Raw genomic sequence first — 16,728 nt, 5'->3', positions numbered from 1 at the left:
ACATCTCCGCGACGAAAAAAAGCCGCCGGATCACTCCGGCGGCTTTTCGGCATGATGAGAACAGCCGTCAGCTCGCCATGCGCATCTGCTGCGCGACGCGCTGCAGGCCGATGCCCTGGCTGCCGGAGACCTTGAAGCTGCGGATGAGGGTGAGCAGTTCCTCGGTGTCGCTGGCCAGCGCCTCGGCCGATGCGGTGGTTTCCTCGGCCATGGCGGCGTTGTGCTGGGTCGCGGCGTCGAGCTGGTTCATCGCCGAGGAGATCGAGCGCAGCGTGGTGTCCTGCTCGACCGCCGAATGGGCGATCTTCGAGACGATGTCGCTTGCCGTCTTGATCTGGTCGGAGATCCGCTTCAGCGCCTCGCCGGCCTGGCCGACGAGCTGCACGCCGTTCTGCACTTGGCCGGTCGAATGCGAGATCTGGTCCTTGATCTCCTTCGCGGCGGCCGCCGAACGCTGGGCGAGTTCGCGCACTTCCTGGGCGACGACGGCAAAACCCTTGCCGCTTTCGCCGGCACGCGCCGCCTCGACCCCCGCGTTGAGCGCCAGCAGGTTGGTCTGGAAGGCGATCTCGTCGATGACGCCGATGATCTTGCCGATCTCCATCGAGGACTTCTCGATGCCGCTCATCGCGCCGATCGCCTCGGCGACGACGGCATCCGAACGGGATGCTTCGCTGGAGACCGTATTGACCCGCTTGGCGGCCTCCTGTGCACCCTCCGCCGTCTGGCGGACGGCGACGGTGAGCTCGTCGAGGGCTGCCGAGGTTTCCTCGAGGTTCGCGGCCTGCCGCTCGGTGCGCTGGGAGAGTTCGTTGGAGGCGCGGCGGATTTCCTCCTTCGAGCCGCCGATGTCGACGCCTTTTGCACTGACCTTGGACATCGCCGCTTCGAGATGCGAGAGCGCATCGTTGAAGTTGTCGCGAAGCGTCGCGTATTTCGGACCCAGATCGCCGCAACGGATGGTCAGGTCGCCACCGGCAAGCTCTTCCAGAGCCACGCCGATGGTCGCGACCACATGCGCCTGCCGCTCGCTCTCCTGCTGCTGCAGGGCGGCGTTCTGCTGCCGCTCGCTGTCGAGTTCGCGGTCCTGTACCTTCTGGCGTTCCGCCATGGCATGGCGCTCACGCACCTTATCCTGCAGCGAGAGCGTGGCTTTCGCCATCATGCCGACCTCGTTGCGCATGTCCGTGTGCGGGATCGCGATGGTGACGTTCTCGTCGGCGACGGCTTCGAGCGCATCGTGGATCGCGGTGAGCGGCTTCGTGATGCCGCGGATAACGGCGAAGGCGGCGAAGCTGCCGAGCGCGAAGACGACGAGGCCGACGAGCAGGGCGCCCTGGACGCTGTCCATGATGGCTGCGTCGAGATCATCCAGATAGGCGCCGGTGCCGATCATCAGGCCCCATGGCTCGAAGGTGGTCGAGTAGGCAGCCTTCGGCGAGAGCTGGTTTTCCGCCATGCCGGGCTTCGGCCATTCATAGGTCGTCCAGCCGCCGCCCTGCCGGGCGGTCTTCACCATCTCGACAAGGAACTTGTTGCCGGACTTGTCGGTGACGTTGGCGAAATTCTTGCCGATGTCCTTGCCACCCAGGTAGAACACCCGGTTGACGTCGTAGTCGTAGCCGAAGATGTAGCCGTCCGGCTCGTACCGGATCTTGGCGACGACGTCGTAAGCCTGCGCCTTGGCTTCCTCGGTCGTCAGCTCACCCTTCACCTCAAGGTCGTGATAACGCGCGAGAACGGAGACCGCGGCCTCGGTCTGCGTGCGCAGCATCTCGTAGCGTTCGTGGTAGATGGCGTTTGCCGAAGCGCGAATCTGGAAGAAGGTGGTGATCGCGAAGGCGAGCATCAGCCCGCCGATCAGCATCATAAGCTGGCTGGAAATTCTAAGGTTCTTCATCGGGCCTCTCAGACAGGGGCCGGTTCCGCTGCCTGGATGGGGATCGCAGCTCGACCGACGGTGTGTCGGCGCTTCCTGCGCCCGTCATGTGCTGCATCGCACTTGGTATCGATCCATAGCGATGCAACTATAAACTTTCCCCTAATTTAGAAGGGGGCTTATACCTAAGGATAGTCAATGCCTTGTGCCGATCCGCCGAAGGGCGGGAAACGCAATGCGCCCGGACGGGATGTCCGGGCGCATTTGTCCGCAGTCGCTGCGGCGGCTGCCCGTTCAACCTGGATCGTGCGATCGTAGGGGCAGGGGGATGTCGTGGCGGGCGTCAGGGCAGCCTGAGTTCGAAGCCTGACGTGTCGAGCGTCGCCGCTCGGGTCGCGGTTGCCGCGCCGGCCTCGCCGCCGACGGCTGCCGTGGTGGCTGTTGCGTCGATGCCGACGTCGCTTCCGCCTTCCTGGCCGGCAATGGCGGCGGTGACGATCGAGCCGTCCGTCGCCCAGCCCTCGGCCTTGTTGATGAAGACGACCGGCGAACCGCCCATCCATGCCTCGGTGCGAATGAGTTTGCGTTCGCCGTTGACGTCCTTGATTTCCGCCTTCTGTTCTCCGGCGGCAAGCGTCGGCACGATATAGTCGCTCTTCTTGACGGCGACCGGCGGCGGGCAATCCGGACAGCGCATCACCTCGACGCTGTGGCTCTCCGTGCGCGGAACCGCATGGATGACTTCGACGGACGATGCCATGGCCGGGCCGGTGGCCAGGATGGCGGCTGCGGTCAGGATCAGACGACGCATGGTACAAGCACTCCCCGAGCTGTTATCGGGGAGGCTAGACCGGCTTTGTTGATATCCGGTCAGGAGGAATGGTAAATATTGACCGAATAGCGCCTTTTTCGTCCCAAAATCGGCGTAGCGTTCAGTTTTTCTCGCGCGCGATCGCCCGCCAGCCGATGTCGCGGCGGCAGAAGCCGTTTTCCCACGTCACCTGGTCCACCAGCGCATAGGCCCGCGCCTGCGCCTCGGCGACCGTCTTGCCGGTCGCCGTCGCATTCAGCACGCGCCCGCCGGTCGCGACGAGCTTCCCGTCCTTTACCGCCGTGCCGGCATGGAAGATCTTGGCGCCCGCCGTCTCCGCGGGCATGACCTCGATCGGCGTGTTCTTGTCGTAGGCACCGGGATAGCCCTTCGAGGCGAGCACGACGGTGAGTGCCGGATCGTCGATCCACTCGGCCGAAACCTGGTCGAGCGTGCCGGTCGCGGTGGCGTAAAGCAGCGGCAGCAGATCGCTCTTCAGCCGCATCATCAGCACCTGGCATTCCGGATCGCCGAAGCGGACATTGTATTCGATGAGTTCCGGTCCCTTGGCGGTGATCATCAGGCCGGCGAAGAAGACGCCGCTGAAGGGCGTGCCCATCTCGGCCATGCCGCGCATGGTCGGCTCGATGATCTCCTTCATCGTGCGTTCGACCATTTCCGGCGTCATCACCGGGGCCGGCGAATAGGCGCCCATGCCACCTGTGTTCGGGCCGGTGTCGCCGTCGCCGACGCGCTTGTGGTCCTGGGCGGTGGCGAGCGGAAGCGCGTGCTTGCCGTCGCAAAGGCAGAAGAAGCTCGCTTCCTCGCCGTCGAGGAATGCCTCGACCACCACTTCCGCGCCGGCCGAGCCGAAGGCGCCTTCGAAGCAGTCGTCGATCGCGGCGAGCGCCTCATCGAGCGTCATCGCAACCGTCACGCCCTTGCCGGCGGCAAGCCCGTCGGCCTTGATGACGATCGGCGCGCCTTCCGCCCGGACATAGGCCTTGGCCTTCGGCGCGTTGTTGAAGCGCTGATAGGCGCCGGTCGGGATATCGAAGCGGGCGCAGAGATCCTTGGTGAAGCCCTTCGAGCCTTCGAGCTGGGCAGCGGCGGCGGACGGCCCGAAGACGGCGATGCCGGCGGCGCGCAGCACGTCGGCAAGCCCGGCCACCAGCGGCGCTTCCGGCCCGACGACGACGAAGTCGATCGCCTTTTCCCTACAGAAGGCGATGACGGCGCCATGGTCGTCGACATCGAGGGCGACGAGGGCCGCATGCTCGGCGATGCCGGGATTGCCCGGCGCGGCATAAAAGGCCTCCATCAGCGGCGACTGCGCAAGCTTCCACGCCAGCGCATGTTCGCGCCCGCCCGACCCGATCAACAGAACCTTCATCGCTCGTCTCCGAAATCCTTTGATAGCCGGGCGTTAAGGGCAGGGGGGCGAAAGGTCAAGGTGGCATATGCGCTTTCAGGCCATGCTTTCCTGTGGAGGCGGGGAGGGTGCCGTTGCCTTGGCACAATCCGCCGCTATGGTCTGCCGACTTCTTAAGAGGACAGGAATGTTCATGGCCGACGACATCAAATCCATTTCCGCGATCATTGCCGCCGAGATCAGTGCGCGCCCCGACCAGGTGGTGGCGGCGGTCGGCCTGCTGGACGAAGGCGCGACCGTGCCGTTTATCGCGCGCTACCGCAAAGAAGTGACCGGCGGTCTCGACGATACCCAGCTGCGTAATCTCGCCGAACGGCTGATCTACCTGCGCGAGCTTGCCGCGCGTCGCAAGGCGATTGTCGAGTCGATCACCTCGCAGGGCAAGATGACCGACGAGCTCGCCGCGAAGATCGCCGGCGTCGCCACCAAGGCCGAACTGGAGGATATCTATCTTCCCTACAAGCCGAAACGCCGCACACGCGCCGAAATCGCCCGCGAGCGCGGGCTTGCACCCCTCGCGGAGGCGATATGGGCGGACCGCACGGCCGATCCGGCGAAGCTCGCCGAAGCCTATCTGACCGAAGAGGTGCCGGACGTGAAGGCGGCGCTCGAAGGCGCGCGCGACATCGTCGCCGAAGGCATCGCGGAGAATGCCGACCTGCTCGGCCGGCTGCGCAACGACCTCAAGGACCGGGCGCTGCTTTATTCCAAGGTGGTCGAGGGCAAGGAACAGGCGGGCGAGAAATTCGCCGACTATTTCGACCATTCGGAGCGCTGGGCGACGGTTCCCGGTCACCGCGCACTCGCCATGCTGCGCGGCTGGAACGAAGAGGTGCTGACACTCGCAATCGAGGCGGACCGGGACGACCCGTCTCCGGTGAAGCCGGCGCAGCGGATGATCGCCGCCGCCTTCACCATCGCCGACAAGGGGCCCGCCGACCGCTGGCTGATGGAGGTCGCCGGCTGGACCTGGCGGGTGAAGCTCTCGATGTCGCTCTCCCTCGATCTCATGCGCGAACTGCGCGAGCGGGCGGAGGAGGAGGCGATCCACGTCTTTGCCCGCAACCTGAAGGATCTGCTGCTCGCAGCACCCGCCGGCTCGCGCGCCACCATGGGACTCGATCCGGGCATCCGCACCGGCGTGAAGGTCGCGGTTGTCGACGGCACGGGCAAGGTCGTCGACACCACGACGGTCTATCCCTTCCCGCCGAAGAACGACGTTCGCGGCACGCAGGCGGAGCTGGCGAGCCTCATCCGCAAGCACAAGGTCGAGCTGATCGCCATCGGCAACGGCACCGGCAGCCGCGAGACGGAGAAGCTGGTCGCCGACATGCTCGCCCAGATGCCGGCACCGAAGCCGACCAAGGTGATCGTTTCCGAAGCGGGCGCCTCGGTCTATTCGGCTTCCGAAACCGCGGCGCGGGAATTCCCGAACCTCGACGTCTCGCTGCGCGGTGCCGTGTCGATCGCCCGCCGTCTGCAGGACCCGCTCGCCGAGCTGGTGAAGATCGAGCCGAAGTCGATCGGCGTCGGCCAGTACCAGCACGACGTCGACCAGGCGAAGCTCGGCCGCTCGCTCGACGCAGTGGTCGAAGACGCGGTGAACGCCGTCGGCGTAGACTTGAACACGGCTTCGGCGCCGCTGCTCGCGCGCGTCTCCGGCCTCTCCGGTTCCATCGCCGAGGCGATCGTCGCCCACCGCGACGAGACCGGCCCGTTCGAAAGCCGCAAGGAACTCCTCAAGGTGTCCCGCCTCGGCGCGCGCACCTTCGAGCAATGCGCCGGCTTCCTGCGGATTCCGAACGGCAAGGAGCCGCTCGATGCCTCGGCCGTCCACCCGGAAGCCTATGGCGTGGCAAAGAAGATCGTCGCCGCTTGCGGCCGCGACCTGCGCACGCTGATGGGCGACAGCGCCACTCTGCGAAGCCTCGATCCGCGCAAATTCATCGATGAGCAGTTCGGCCTGCCGACCGTAAAGGACATCATGGCCGAGCTCGAGAAGCCCGGGCGCGACCCGCGTCCGAGCTTCAGGACCGCGACCTTTGCCGAGGGCGTCGACGAGATCACCGATCTGAAGCCCGGCATGCTGCTCGAGGGAACGGTGACGAATGTCGCCGCCTTCGGCGCCTTCGTCGATATCGGCGTGCACCAGGACGGCCTCGTCCACGTCTCCCAGCTCGCCGACCGTTTCGTCAAGGATCCGCACGAGGTGGTGAAGGCCGGCGATGTGGTGAAGGTCCGCGTCGTCGAGGTCGACGTCAAGCGCAAGCGAATCGCGCTCACCATGCGTAAGGACGGCGGCGAGGCGCCGCCACCGTCTGCCCGCGACAGCCGTGGATCGGGTCCGTCGCGTCCCGGCAGCGGCAAGCCGCCGGCCCGGCAGGAGGCGCGTCCGCAGCAGGGAAGCCTCGGTGCTGCGCTGGCGGAAGCCTTCCGCAAGAAGTGAGGCAAAGGGCGGCGCAAAGACGCCGCCCGTCCCCGGCTTCAAGAAATATGAACCGTCGATAATAATCTCGCGCTTGTCCAAGCTGATAAAAGCGTTAGATTTTTTCTCGTTTCATATTCGTTGATAGCAGATTGGGGGCATGAATGACCTCGAAGCTTGAGGGATTACTGAATCGCATAGTCAGAACCGGTACACTGACCGCTACCACCGCAGACGGACAATCCAGGAATTACGGAGACGGCACGGGCGAACCGATCGCCATCCGCTTCACCGACCAGAAGGCCGAGAACGAACTTGTCGATGATCCGCAGCTGAAGCTCGGCGAAATCTACATGGATGGCCGCATGGTCATGGACGCGGGGGATATCTACGATCTCCTCGCGCTCGTGAAGTCCAACACGCTTGCCGAGGATCTGAGCCCCGGCATGATCTGGCGCGGGGTTGCCCGGCTGGCACTCACCCGCCTGCAGCGCCTCCTTCCCTTCAACCACAACCAACGTAACGTCGCCCACCACTACGACCTCTCGGCCAAGCTCTTCGACCTCTTCCTCGATCCCGACTGGCAGTATTCCTGCGCCTATTTCGAGACGCCGGAGACCTCGCTGGAAGAGGCTCAGGTCGCCAAGAAGCGCCACATCGCCGCCAAGCTGCTGCTCGACGAAGGCCAGCGCGTGCTGGAGATCGGTTCCGGCTGGGGCGGCATGGCGATGTATCTCGCCGAGTCCTCCGGGGTCGACGTGACGGGCATCACGCTGTCCACCGAACAGCTGCGCGTCTCGCGTGACCGGGCGGAGAAACGCGGGCTTTCCTCCCGCGTCCGCTTCGAGCTGCAGGACTACCGCACCATGAAGGCGAAGCCCTTCGACCGGATCGTCTCGGTCGGCATGTTCGAGCATGTCGGTCCTTCCAACTACGGCCGGTTCTTCCGCAAGGCGGCAGAGCTGCTCGACGAGGACGGTGTCATGCTGCTGCATTCGATCGGCCAGCCGACGCCGCCGCTCGTCAACAATCCCTTCTTCGAGAAGTACATCTTCCCGGGAGGCTACATTCCCTCGCTCGCCGAGGTGCTGCCGGCGGTGCAGAAGGCGGGCCTCTTCGTCCGAGACATCGAGATCATGCCACGCCACTACGCGCGCACGCTCCGCCTGTGGCGGGAACGGTTCCTCGCCCGCAAGGAGGAGGTGATCCGGCTCTATGACGAGCGGTTCGTCCGCATGTGGGAGTTTTATCTCGCCGGTTCGGAGATGGCCTTCACGCATCAGGGCTTCTTCATCTTCCAGATGCAGCTTGCCCGGAACACCTTCGCGGTTCCCGATACGCGCGGCTACATGGCCGAGCGTGAGGCGTCACTTGCCGTCTTCGACGCCACGCGCCCGCCGCTCGAGAAGGTGACGTACTGAGGAGGACAGTCAGACCGCAAGCCCGCAAACAGCCCCGTGCCGGCCGGCACGGGAAAAGGCGGTGGGGAGTGCGAACGGCGGAGCGCTCTTGTTTTCTTCCGCCGGTGTTTGGTCTATCAATCCGGCATGAACACGTTTGCTGAAAATTCCGGCCGCGTCGCCGATGCGCCTTCCGACAACTGGGTCTATCGCGTCCTGCCGCGCGCAGCCTGGCCCTATGCCCAGCTCGCCCGCTGGGACCGGCCGATCGGCTGGCAGCTCCTAATGTGGCCCTGCTTCTGGTCGTCGGCGCTCGCTGCCAACGTCCTGCAGGGGGAGGGGCGGCTGAGCCTTGCGCTCTTCGCCTTCCATCTCGTGCTCTTCTTCATCGGTTCGGTCGCCATGCGCGGCGCCGGCTGCACTTACAACGACCTCGTCGACCACGAGATCGACATGGCGGTTGCCCGTACCCGCTCGCGGCCGCTTCCCTCCGGTCGCGTCAGCCGCCTGCAGGCAAAACTCTTCATGGCGGCGCAGGCCCTCACCGGTCTTTTCGTACTCCTCTGCTTCAACGGCTTTGCGATCGGCCTCGGAGTGCTCTCGCTGGCGATTGTCGCGATCTATCCCTTCGCCAAGCGCTTCACCGACTGGCCGCAATTCTTCCTCGGGCTTGCCTTCTCCTGGGGCGGACTGATGGGCTGGGCCGGGCTCTTCGGCGCACTGTCGCTGCCGGCGGTTCTGCTCTACATCGCCGCCGTCGCCTGGACGATCGGCTACGACACGATCTACGCCCATCAGGACAAGGAGGACGATGCGCTGATCGGCGTGCGCTCCACCGCGCGCCTCTTTGGCGAAAATACCCGCGCCTGGCTGGTCGGCCTCTATGGCCTGACGCTCGTTCTGCTCGCCGCCGCCTTCTTCGCAGCGGGGGCCGGTTTACTCGCTTTTGCCGGCCTTCTCGCCGCCGGCGGCATGTTCATCTATCAGATCGCCGTCCTCGACATCGACGACGCGGCCCAGTGCCTCGACCTCTTCAAGTCCAACAGCCGGGTTGGGGCGATCATCTTCCTCGGGCTTCTTGCCGCGCTGCCTTTCGCCTGACGCAGGATCGATGGCCCGAAACGAAACAGGCCCCGCATCGGGATGAGCGGGGCCTTGTGTTCAGTGAGCTGTGCGATTGTCCCGAAAAGAACCGGTGACCGGTGTCGGGATCAGTTGCGGGCGATGATTTCCTTGCCGGAAATCTTCATGGCCACGCCGAGGCTACCGGTCGAGCGGCGGACCAGGAAGCGCGGGCGGCGCTGTGCGAAATAGGAATGGCGGCGGCGCGGCTGGGTGGCGCGGGCCTTGACGTCACCGAGATGCTCCTCGAGCGGACGGGCGACACCGTCAGCCTCGACCATCAGCATCGGGATCCGGAAGGCGTCCGCCCATCCGCGCCAGTCGGCCGCGATATCGCAGAGGTCGTGTGCCACCAAAAGCGGGATGCACAGGTCTGGATCTTCGTGATGCAGTTCCAAGGTTACCGTTACCTCTCCGTCTCCATGGTCGATGGCCCGCGCAGCAACGCCCTTGAAGGCGCGGGCCGGAAGGGCGAAGGAGAGCGGCAGGCCGCTCGAAGGCAAGACCTTTCGCAGAATGGCGCCGCGTTCGTCAATGGTGATCGTGACATCGCCGGCCGCTTCGCGCAATGCGTAAGTGATCTGATGCGGGAAACGGGACGGATCCAGTCTCAGCGTCGCGCCCGCCCAGGCAGGCTTCATAACCGTGTTCATCATCATCAATCTACCCTTGTTTTACCTCGAGAGCCGTCATGGCCATCGCTTCGGGACTTTGCGTCCTCTGATCGCGAAGATAGTCGCGCCCCCTTCCGGGCAACTTAAAAATTGCGGTTAAGAAAACTTTGCATCCTCAGATGGTTAGCGAAGTCCAACGGCTCAGGGTTTCGAGATGATGAACGCGCCCGCCGGCCGCTGGTGCGTCAAAAGCCCGGGGCAAGCCTCGACATGCATGGTGGCCGCGCCAGTGTTCTCGTCCGGGAGTTGCGCCGTGGTTTCCACCTATCTCAGCTACGATCTCGTCGTCAGGGATCTGAAGTCGAGTCTCAATCGCGTCGCTTCTGATGCCGAGACGGAACGGCTTTCCGCCTATTACAAGGACAACATCGACAAGGTGACGTCGGTCGACGAGTTCCTCGACGACTACCGGCTCTACAGCTATGCGATGAAGGCTTACGGTCTCGAAGACATGACCTACGCCAAGGCCTTCATGAAGAAGGTGCTGGAAAGCGACCTCAACGACTCCGAGAGCTATGCGAACAAGCTCACCGACGAGCGCTACCGGAATTTCGCGCTCGCCTTCCAGTTCGTCGGCCAGATCAAGGATGTCCAGACGAATGCGCAGGAGACGGCGATCGTCGACGGCTACAAACAGGCCCAGGTCGATCTCGCCGGCGACGTCGAGGCCGAGACGAAATACTACGAGACGGCGATCGATACGGTCACTAGTGCCGACCAGCTGGTCAAGTCGAAGCGGCTCTTCAACTATGTCCTGGAAGCCTACGGCATCGACCGCGGCTATTACACCAACGATCACTTCGTCAAAATCCTGACGAGCGACACGTCCGACCCGAACAGCTACGTCAATCAGCTCGTCACCAACAACGCCGCCAACTCGGCCGCGTTTCTCAAGATGGCACAGGCCTTCAACTTCAATGCCGACGGCAGCCTGTCGGCCGCCACCGCCCAGACGGCGGACCAGAAGGAGTCGACCGTCTACCTCTATGTCGACGGAACGCAGAGCTACGTGTCAGAGTACACGCTGGCGCGGGAGAAGAAATATTACGCCGCCAAGATGGCGACGATCACCTCTGTCAGCGAACTCACCTCGGACCAGCGCCTCTTCGACTATGTAAAGACGGCCTTCCAGTTCGATGTCGGCATGACCTCGTCGGTCTTCAAGTCGATCGTCACCAGCGATCTCACCGACCCGAACAATTATGCCGTCACCAACGGCGGAGCGGCCTGGGTGGCGGTCGCCCAGAAGTTCAATTTCGATACGGCCGGCAACGTCAAGGCCGGCTATGCTGCCCAGCAGGACGTCCAGCTCATCGAGACGAATTCGGCTTATGCAACCTTCTACGACGACAAGGACGTCGAGCGGATGGACAGCATGATCGACTACTACAAGAAGAAGCTTTCGGACCTTACCGATGTCGACGTCCTGCTCGGAAACGCCGCCCTGCGTCCGATCCTGCTCAAGCCCTTCGGGATCGAATCCGGGGAGTTCACCGATGCGGAACTGCGCAAGGTGCTGACCAGCGACATCACCGATCCGAAGAGCTATGCCAACAGGTCCCGCGACGAGCGCCTGGTGAAACTTGCCGAGGCTTTCAATTTCGATGGCAACGGCGACGCGTCCGTGCCGCTCCTGGCGCAGAACCAGCTGACCATCACCCGTACCGCCAAGGACTACATCATCAACAAGATTCGCTTCCTCGAAGGCGACGACAAGACAAAGGCGAAGACGGCGGCCGAGGCGGAGACCAAATACTATCAGGAGAAGATCCAGACCGTTCACACTGTCGGCGATCTCCTCGCCGACAGGCGGCTGATGGATGTCGTGCTCGGCGCCTACGGCTTCGATCCGGCGAAGGTTTCCGACGCGTTCCTGAAACAGATTTTCACGTCCGACCTCGAAGACAAGAAGAGCTTCGTCAACCAGCAGACCGACGAGAACTGGACCGAGCTTCTGGCCTCCTTCAACTTCGACGGCGACGGCAACCTGACGCGCGAAACCGTCGGGACCGTGCAGCAGCGTGGCACGGCACTCGAGACCGCCCACAAATATCTGCGGCAGAGCCTCGAGCAGAGCGAGGGAGAGAGCAACCAGGGTGTGCGTCTCGCCCTCTATTTCCAGCGCATGGCGCCGACGCTCACCGACGCCTACGGGCTCATTGCCGACAGCGCGCTGCTCGAGGTCTTCCGCGTGACCTACGGCTTCCCGTCCGAATTTTCCAGCATGGACGTCGACGTGCAGGCGAAGATCGTCAAGAAAAACCTCGACCTCGCCGATCTGCAGGACCCCGACAAGGTCAAGCGCCTGTTACAGCGCTTCACCGCCATGTACGATATGGAGAATTCCACGACCGATCCGGTGCTCGCGGTTTTCGGCGACGGCAGTGCCGGCATCAGCGGCGACCTCCTGATGTCTATTGCCTCGCTGAAATCCGGCTGATCCACGGCCGGGCGCAAGCCCGGGACGGAAAACAGCCTCTTGTCTGGCGGTTCCTGATCGGCTACCGATGTATCCAATGGAATATATCGATAGTCGGAGGATCTTGTAATGAGCGTTTTTGCGCGGGTATCCCGTCTTCTCGGTGCCGCGATGGTCGCCGGCGCCGTATTCCTGTCGCCGCTCGCCGCTTCCGCGGCTGATGCCGTCACGGTCTTTGCCGCGGCGAGCCTCAAGGATGTGCTCGGCGAAATTGCCTCCGACTGGAAGGTGGAGACCGGCAAGGAGGTCACGCTCTCCTTCGCCGGCAGTTCCGCCCTCGCCAAGCAGATCGAGGAAGGAGCCCCCGCCGACCTCTTCATCTCGGCCGATCTCAAGTGGATGGATTATGTCGAGAAGGCCGGCCTCGTCGCCGAAGGCAGCCGCGTGAACCTGCTCGGCAACCGGATCGTGCTGATCGCCCCGTCCGACAGTACCGTCTCGCTTTCGATCGGCAAGGGATTCCCGCTCGCAAGCACCCTCGGCGACGGACATCTCGCCATGGCCAATACCGATGCCGTGCCGGCCGGCGTCTACGGCAAGGCGGCGCTCGAAAAGCTCGGCGTCTGGGAGAGCGTCAAGGGCCGCGTCGCCCAGGCCGAAAATGTCCGCGCAGCACTCCTCCTCGTTTCGCGCGCCGAGGCGCCGCTCGGCATCGTCTACGAGACCGACGCAAAGGCCGATCCGAAGGTGAAGGTGGTGGACCGCTTCCCCGAGGACAGCCATCCGGCGATCGTCTATCCGGCCGCCGTGCTCAAGGATGCGGAAAACGCCGATGCGGCGGCATTTCTCTCTTACCTTCAGTCGCCGAAGGCCTATGATCGCTTCACGGCCGCCGGCTTTACGGTGCTTGCCAGGACGAATTGACCGCAGACCGAGGATCCCGCCGCCGTGACGCTATCGCCGGAAGAACTGACGGCCATGCTTCTCAGCCTGAAGGTCGCGGCGACAGCCGTGGCCTTTTCCGTGCCGGTCGGCGTGGCGGTCGCCTGTCTGCTCTCGCGCGGCAACTTCTTCGGCAAGGCACTCCTGAACGGCATCGTCTATCTGCCGCTCATCCTGCCGCCCGTCGTCACCGGCTACCTCCTGCTCCTGACCTTCGGTCGCAAGGGGGCGGTCGGAGCCTTTCTCGACCAGTGGTTCGGCCTCGTCTTCTCCTTCCGCTGGACCGGTGCGGCGCTTGCCGCCGGCGTCATGGGTTTTCCGCTGCTGGTGCGCTCGATCCGCCTCTCGCTCGACAACGTCGACCGCAGGCTGGAGGCGGCCGCCTCGACGCTCGGCGCCAGCCGGCCATGGGTTTTCGTCACGGTGACCCTGCCGCTGATCGTGCCGGGCATCGTCGCCGGCGCGGTGCTCGCCTTCGCCAAGGCGATGGGCGAGTTCGGCGCGACCATCACCTTCGTCTCCAACATCCCCGGTGAGACCCAGACGCTCGCCTCGGCGATCTACACCTATACCCAGGTGCCCGGCGGCGAGTTCGCGGCGATGCGGCTCACACTCGTGTCGATCGTGATCTCGCTCACCGCGGTGATCGCCTCCGAGCTTCTGGCGCGTCGTCTCGCTGCCGGCACGGGGGCGCAATGAGACTGCGCATCGACGTCCGCCATCGCCGCGACGGCTTCGAGCTCCGCGCCGATCTCTCGATCGGCGCCGGCCTGACTGCACTTTTCGGTCCCTCCGGTTCGGGAAAAACCACTCTGGTCAATCTCGTTGCCGGACTCGAAAGGCCGCAGGAGGGGCAGATCGCCTTCGACGGCGAGATCTGGAGCGATGCGGAAAGGCGGATATTTGTCCCGCCGCACCGGCGCCGGATCGGCTACGTCTTCCAGGAGGGACGGTTGTTTCCGCATCTCACAGTGCGGCAGAACCTCGGCTATGCCCGGCGCTTCACGCCGGCCGCCGAACGCCGCGAATCGCTGGAGCGTGTCGTCGACCTGCTCGGCATCGGCAACCTGCTCGACCGCCGCCCGGCCAATCTCTCGGGCGGCGAGAAGCAGCGTGTGGCGCTCGGACGCGCGCTGATGGCGAGCCCTCGGCTGTTGCTTATGGACGAGCCGCTGTCGGCTCTCGACAACGAGCGGAAGGCGGCGATCCTCCCGGACATCGAACGCATCCGCGACGAGGTCGGCATCCCGATCCTTTATGTCAGCCATGCGATCGAGGAGGTCGCCCGCCTTGCCACCCGCGTGGTCGTGCTCGCCCAGGGCCGGGCCACCGCGATCGGGGCGCCGGACGAGGTACTGAACGTCGTGCCTTCGGCTACGGGCGCCCTGCAGCCCGGCAACTTCCTCCACGCCGTCGTCACCGGCCACAGCCCGGAGGAGGGACTGACGCTCGCCGACAGCCGCGCCGGGCCGCTCTTCCTGCGTCAGGCCGACATGGCGGTCGGCACCCATATCCGTGTCTTCGTGCCGACCAGCGAGATCGTCCTTTCAACGACGGTTCCGGACGGCATATCGACCCTCAATCGTCTGTCGGGCCATGTCGTGGCACTCACGGATTCCGGCCATTCGGCCATGGTGACGGTCGATTGCAACGGCGAGCGGCTCGTCGCCGAAGTCACGCGCCGCTCGGCCGCGGGCCTCGGTCTCACGCCCGGCAAACCCGTGCACCTTCTCTTCAAGACGGTATCGATCGCCACCGAGGGCCTGTTCCGCCAGGCGTGACGAATATGGAGGGCCTGCGCGCCGCCCGTCAGTCGTCGCCGTCAGCGTCAGCAGCGCCGTGCGGGCGGTAGGCCATGTCGAGGGCGCCCTCCACCCAGGCGAGATCACGCTGGAGTGCGCGCCGGCTCTCTTCGTCCATGCGTCGGCAGCAGGATAGCAGGCTTTCCCCGAACGGGGTCAGCTCGGCCCCGCCGCCGCTTTTTCCGCCGTGGCGGGTGATGATCGAGGGTTCCCTGAACATGCGGTTGATCTCGTCGGCGAGCAGCCAGGCGCGGCGATAGGACATGCCCATGGCCGCACCTGCGGCGCGGATCGAGCCATGATCGACGATGTTGGCGAGAAGCTGCGCCTTGCCGGGGCCGAGGCGTGTGCCGTTCGGCAGATCGATCCGGAGCGTCAGCCGCGCCGTCATTGTGGAGATACCATCTTGCCGGGGTTCATGATACCGGCCGGATCGAAGGCGAGCTTGATGCGGTCCATCAGCTCCGTCTCGATAGCCGGCCGCGTGGCGATCAGTTCGTCGCGCTTCAGCTGTCCGACTCCATGCTCGGCGGAGATAGACCCGCCCGCCTTTCGAACGATCGCATGCACTATGGCGTTGATCTCGCGCCAGCGGGCGATGAAGGCCGCCTTGTCCGCCCCGACCGGCTGGCTGATGTTATAATGGATGTTGCCGTCGCCGAGATGGCCGAAGGCGCAGATTCGGGCGCCGGGCATGGCCGCCAGCACCGCCGCGCCGGCCTCCTCGAGAAACTGCGGAATCCGCGCGACCGGCACCGACACGTCGTGCTTGATCGATCCGCCTTCCGGCTTCTGCGCCTCCGACATGCTCTCGCGCATGTGCCAGAGCGCATCCTGCTGGGCGAGCGAGGCGGCGATCACGGCGTCCTGAACGAGGTCCGCCTCGAAGGCCTGCTCCATCAGCGTCGCGATCATTGCCTCGGCGGTCTCCGCGGAGTCCGAGGTCGAGATGTCGATCAGTGCGTACCAGTCATGAGCGGTGTCGAGCGGATCGCGCACGCCCGGAATGTGCCTCGCGGTGAACTCGACGCCGATGCGCGGCATCAGCTCGAAGCCGGTGAGTGCGGTGCCGCAGAGAAGCGAGGCACGCTCGAACAGAGCCAGCGCGTCGGCGGGGGACTTCAGTCCGGCAAAGGCGACCTGCCGCCCGCGCGGCCTCGGGAAAAGCTTCAGCACCGCGCCGGTGATGACGCCGAGCGTCCCTTCCGCGCCGATGAAGAGGTCGCGCAGATCGTAGCCGCTGTTGTCCTTCTTGAGCCGCCGGAGCCCATCCCAGATCTCGCCGGTCGGCAATACGACTTCAAGGCCGAGGCAGAGCTGGCGCATGTTGCCATAGGCGAGCACGGCCGTGCCGCCGGCATTGGTCGAGAGATTGCCGCCGATGCGGCAGCTTCCCTCCGATCCGAGGGAGAGCGGGAAGAGCCGCTCGTGCGCCTCCGCTGCCTTCTGTACGTCGGCGAGGATGCAGCCGCCATCGACGACGATCACGTCACCCACCGTGTCCACCTCGCGGACGCGGTTCATCCGTTCGAGCGAGAGCACGATGTCACGACTTTCCTCCCGCGGCACCTGGCCGCCGACGAGGCCGGTGCGTCCGCCGGCCGGGACGATCGGGGTGCCGGTCGCGCTTGCGAGCTTCAGGATCGCCGCGACTTCCTCCGTCGAACCCGGCTTGAGGACGAGCGGGGAGGCGCCGTGGTAGAGGCCGCGACCCTCGATGAGATAGGGTTCGATGTCGGCGGCGGCCGTCAGGGCGTGGGCGGAGCCAACGATGTCGATGAAACGCTGCAGGAGGGTATTCGCTGAATCCATCTTTCCTCTC

At 64.7% G+C, this 16,728-nt stretch carries 12 protein-coding genes and 1 pseudogene; 7 read left to right on the top strand and 6 right to left on the bottom strand.

The window, feature by feature from the left end; genetic code table 11:
- Positions 1-67: 67 nt before the first annotated feature.
- The 3 genes from H4I97_RS12990 to purD all read right to left on the bottom strand — a co-directional run bounded on the left by H4I97_RS12990 (position 68) and on the right by purD (position 4,083).
- Positions 68-1,900 (bottom strand): methyl-accepting chemotaxis protein, encoded by a 1,833-nt coding sequence (locus H4I97_RS12990; protein WP_182305089.1) that lies wholly within the window; start codon positions 1,898-1,900, stop codon positions 68-70.
- Between the two features lie 322 nt (positions 1,901-2,222).
- Entirely contained in the window at positions 2,223-2,690 is a 468-nt protein-coding gene (locus H4I97_RS12985; protein ID WP_182305087.1) for a plant virulence effector HPE1-like domain-containing protein, read from the bottom strand.
- 121 nt (positions 2,691-2,811) lie between these two features.
- The gene (gene purD / locus H4I97_RS12980; protein ID WP_182305086.1) at positions 2,812-4,083 is read right to left on the bottom strand and encodes a phosphoribosylamine--glycine ligase; all 1,272 of its coding nucleotides are present in this window, start codon (positions 4,081-4,083) and stop codon (positions 2,812-2,814) included.
- A 172-nt stretch (positions 4,084-4,255) separates the two neighbouring features.
- On the opposite strand from purD, the pseudogene H4I97_RS12975 reads away from it, so the two are divergent.
- The 3 genes and pseudogenes from H4I97_RS12975 to ubiA form a co-directional block, all read left to right on the top strand.
- Positions 4,256-6,445 (top strand): annotated as a pseudogene (locus tag H4I97_RS12975) (Tex family protein); the annotation flags it as partial.
- A 266-nt stretch (positions 6,446-6,711) separates the two neighbouring features.
- Positions 6,712-7,968, top strand: a complete 1,257-nt coding sequence (locus H4I97_RS12970) for a cyclopropane fatty acid synthase (RefSeq protein ID WP_182305082.1) — start codon at positions 6,712-6,714, stop codon at positions 7,966-7,968.
- A gap of 126 nt (positions 7,969-8,094) precedes the next feature.
- Positions 8,095-9,048: a 4-hydroxybenzoate octaprenyltransferase gene (gene ubiA / locus H4I97_RS12965; RefSeq protein ID WP_182305081.1), complete on the top strand. Its 954-nt coding sequence runs from the start codon at positions 8,095-8,097 to the stop codon at positions 9,046-9,048.
- A gap of 110 nt (positions 9,049-9,158) precedes the next feature.
- On the opposite strand, the gene H4I97_RS12960 is transcribed toward ubiA, so the two are convergent.
- Positions 9,159-9,725, bottom strand: coding sequence for a DUF6101 family protein (locus tag H4I97_RS12960; protein WP_182307642.1), 567 nt, complete (start codon positions 9,723-9,725; stop codon positions 9,159-9,161).
- Between the two features lie 271 nt (positions 9,726-9,996).
- Here H4I97_RS12960 and H4I97_RS12955 point away from each other — a divergent pair, with 271 nt between their 5' ends.
- From H4I97_RS12955 to modC, 4 genes are all read left to right on the top strand, one after another.
- Positions 9,997-12,183 (top strand): DUF1217 domain-containing protein, encoded by a 2,187-nt coding sequence (locus H4I97_RS12955; RefSeq protein WP_182305079.1) that lies wholly within the window; start codon positions 9,997-9,999, stop codon positions 12,181-12,183.
- A gap of 108 nt (positions 12,184-12,291) precedes the next feature.
- Entirely contained in the window at positions 12,292-13,086 is a 795-nt protein-coding gene (modA, locus tag H4I97_RS12950) for a molybdate ABC transporter substrate-binding protein (RefSeq protein WP_182305077.1), read from the top strand.
- A 54-nt stretch (positions 13,087-13,140) separates the two neighbouring features.
- The gene (gene modB / locus H4I97_RS12945) at positions 13,141-13,803 is read left to right on the top strand and encodes a molybdate ABC transporter permease subunit (RefSeq protein ID WP_244658781.1); all 663 of its coding nucleotides are present in this window, start codon (positions 13,141-13,143) and stop codon (positions 13,801-13,803) included.
- Positions 13,800-14,885 (top strand): molybdenum ABC transporter ATP-binding protein, encoded by a 1,086-nt coding sequence (gene modC, locus H4I97_RS12940; protein WP_182305073.1) that lies wholly within the window; start codon positions 13,800-13,802, stop codon positions 14,883-14,885. Before modB ends, modC begins: the two co-directional genes overlap by 4 nt.
- Positions 14,886-14,913: 28 nt before the next feature.
- On the opposite strand, the gene H4I97_RS12935 is transcribed toward modC, so the two are convergent.
- Together H4I97_RS12935 and H4I97_RS12930 are read right to left on the bottom strand one after the other, a co-directional pair.
- A complete protein-coding gene (locus H4I97_RS12935; RefSeq protein WP_182305071.1) occupies positions 14,914-15,297 on the bottom strand; it encodes a winged helix-turn-helix domain-containing protein in 384 nt (127 codons plus the stop codon).
- Positions 15,294-16,718, bottom strand: coding sequence for an FAD-binding oxidoreductase (locus H4I97_RS12930; RefSeq protein WP_182305070.1), 1,425 nt, complete (start codon positions 16,716-16,718; stop codon positions 15,294-15,296). The genes H4I97_RS12935 and H4I97_RS12930 overlap by 4 nt, the downstream gene beginning before the upstream one ends.
- Positions 16,719-16,728 lie beyond the last annotated feature (10 nt).

It is taken from the genome of Ciceribacter thiooxidans, assembly GCF_014126615.1.
Classification (GTDB): Bacteria; Pseudomonadota; Alphaproteobacteria; order Rhizobiales; family Rhizobiaceae; genus Allorhizobium; species Allorhizobium thiooxidans.
Note: the sequence above shows the minus strand (reverse complement) of the source record. Positions and strands in the feature narration are given on the sequence as shown.

Excerpts from the sequence above, each read along its gene's own strand:
- H4I97_RS12935 (WP_182305071.1), bottom strand. The coding sequence starts at position 15,297 with ATGACGGCGCGGCTGACGCTCCGGATCGATCTGCCGAACGGCACACGC.
- H4I97_RS12960 (WP_182307642.1), bottom strand. The coding sequence starts at position 9,725 with ATGATGAACACGGTTATGAAGCCTGCCTGGGCGGGCGCGACGCTGAGA.
- H4I97_RS12970 (WP_182305082.1), top strand. The coding sequence starts at position 6,712 with ATGACCTCGAAGCTTGAGGGATTACTGAATCGCATAGTCAGAACCGGT.
- modA (WP_182305077.1), top strand. The coding sequence starts at position 12,292 with ATGAGCGTTTTTGCGCGGGTATCCCGTCTTCTCGGTGCCGCGATGGTC.
- modC (WP_182305073.1), top strand. The coding sequence starts at position 13,800 with ATGAGACTGCGCATCGACGTCCGCCATCGCCGCGACGGCTTCGAGCTC.
- H4I97_RS12930 (WP_182305070.1), bottom strand. The coding sequence starts at position 16,718 with ATGGATTCAGCGAATACCCTCCTGCAGCGTTTCATCGACATCGTTGGC.
- H4I97_RS12985 (WP_182305087.1), bottom strand. The coding sequence starts at position 2,690 with ATGCGTCGTCTGATCCTGACCGCAGCCGCCATCCTGGCCACCGGCCCG.
- H4I97_RS12990 (WP_182305089.1), bottom strand. The coding sequence starts at position 1,900 with ATGAAGAACCTTAGAATTTCCAGCCAGCTTATGATGCTGATCGGCGGG.
- ubiA (WP_182305081.1), top strand. The coding sequence starts at position 8,095 with ATGAACACGTTTGCTGAAAATTCCGGCCGCGTCGCCGATGCGCCTTCC.
- modB (WP_244658781.1), top strand. The coding sequence starts at position 13,141 with ATGCTTCTCAGCCTGAAGGTCGCGGCGACAGCCGTGGCCTTTTCCGTG.
- purD (WP_182305086.1), bottom strand. The coding sequence starts at position 4,083 with ATGAAGGTTCTGTTGATCGGGTCGGGCGGGCGCGAACATGCGCTGGCG.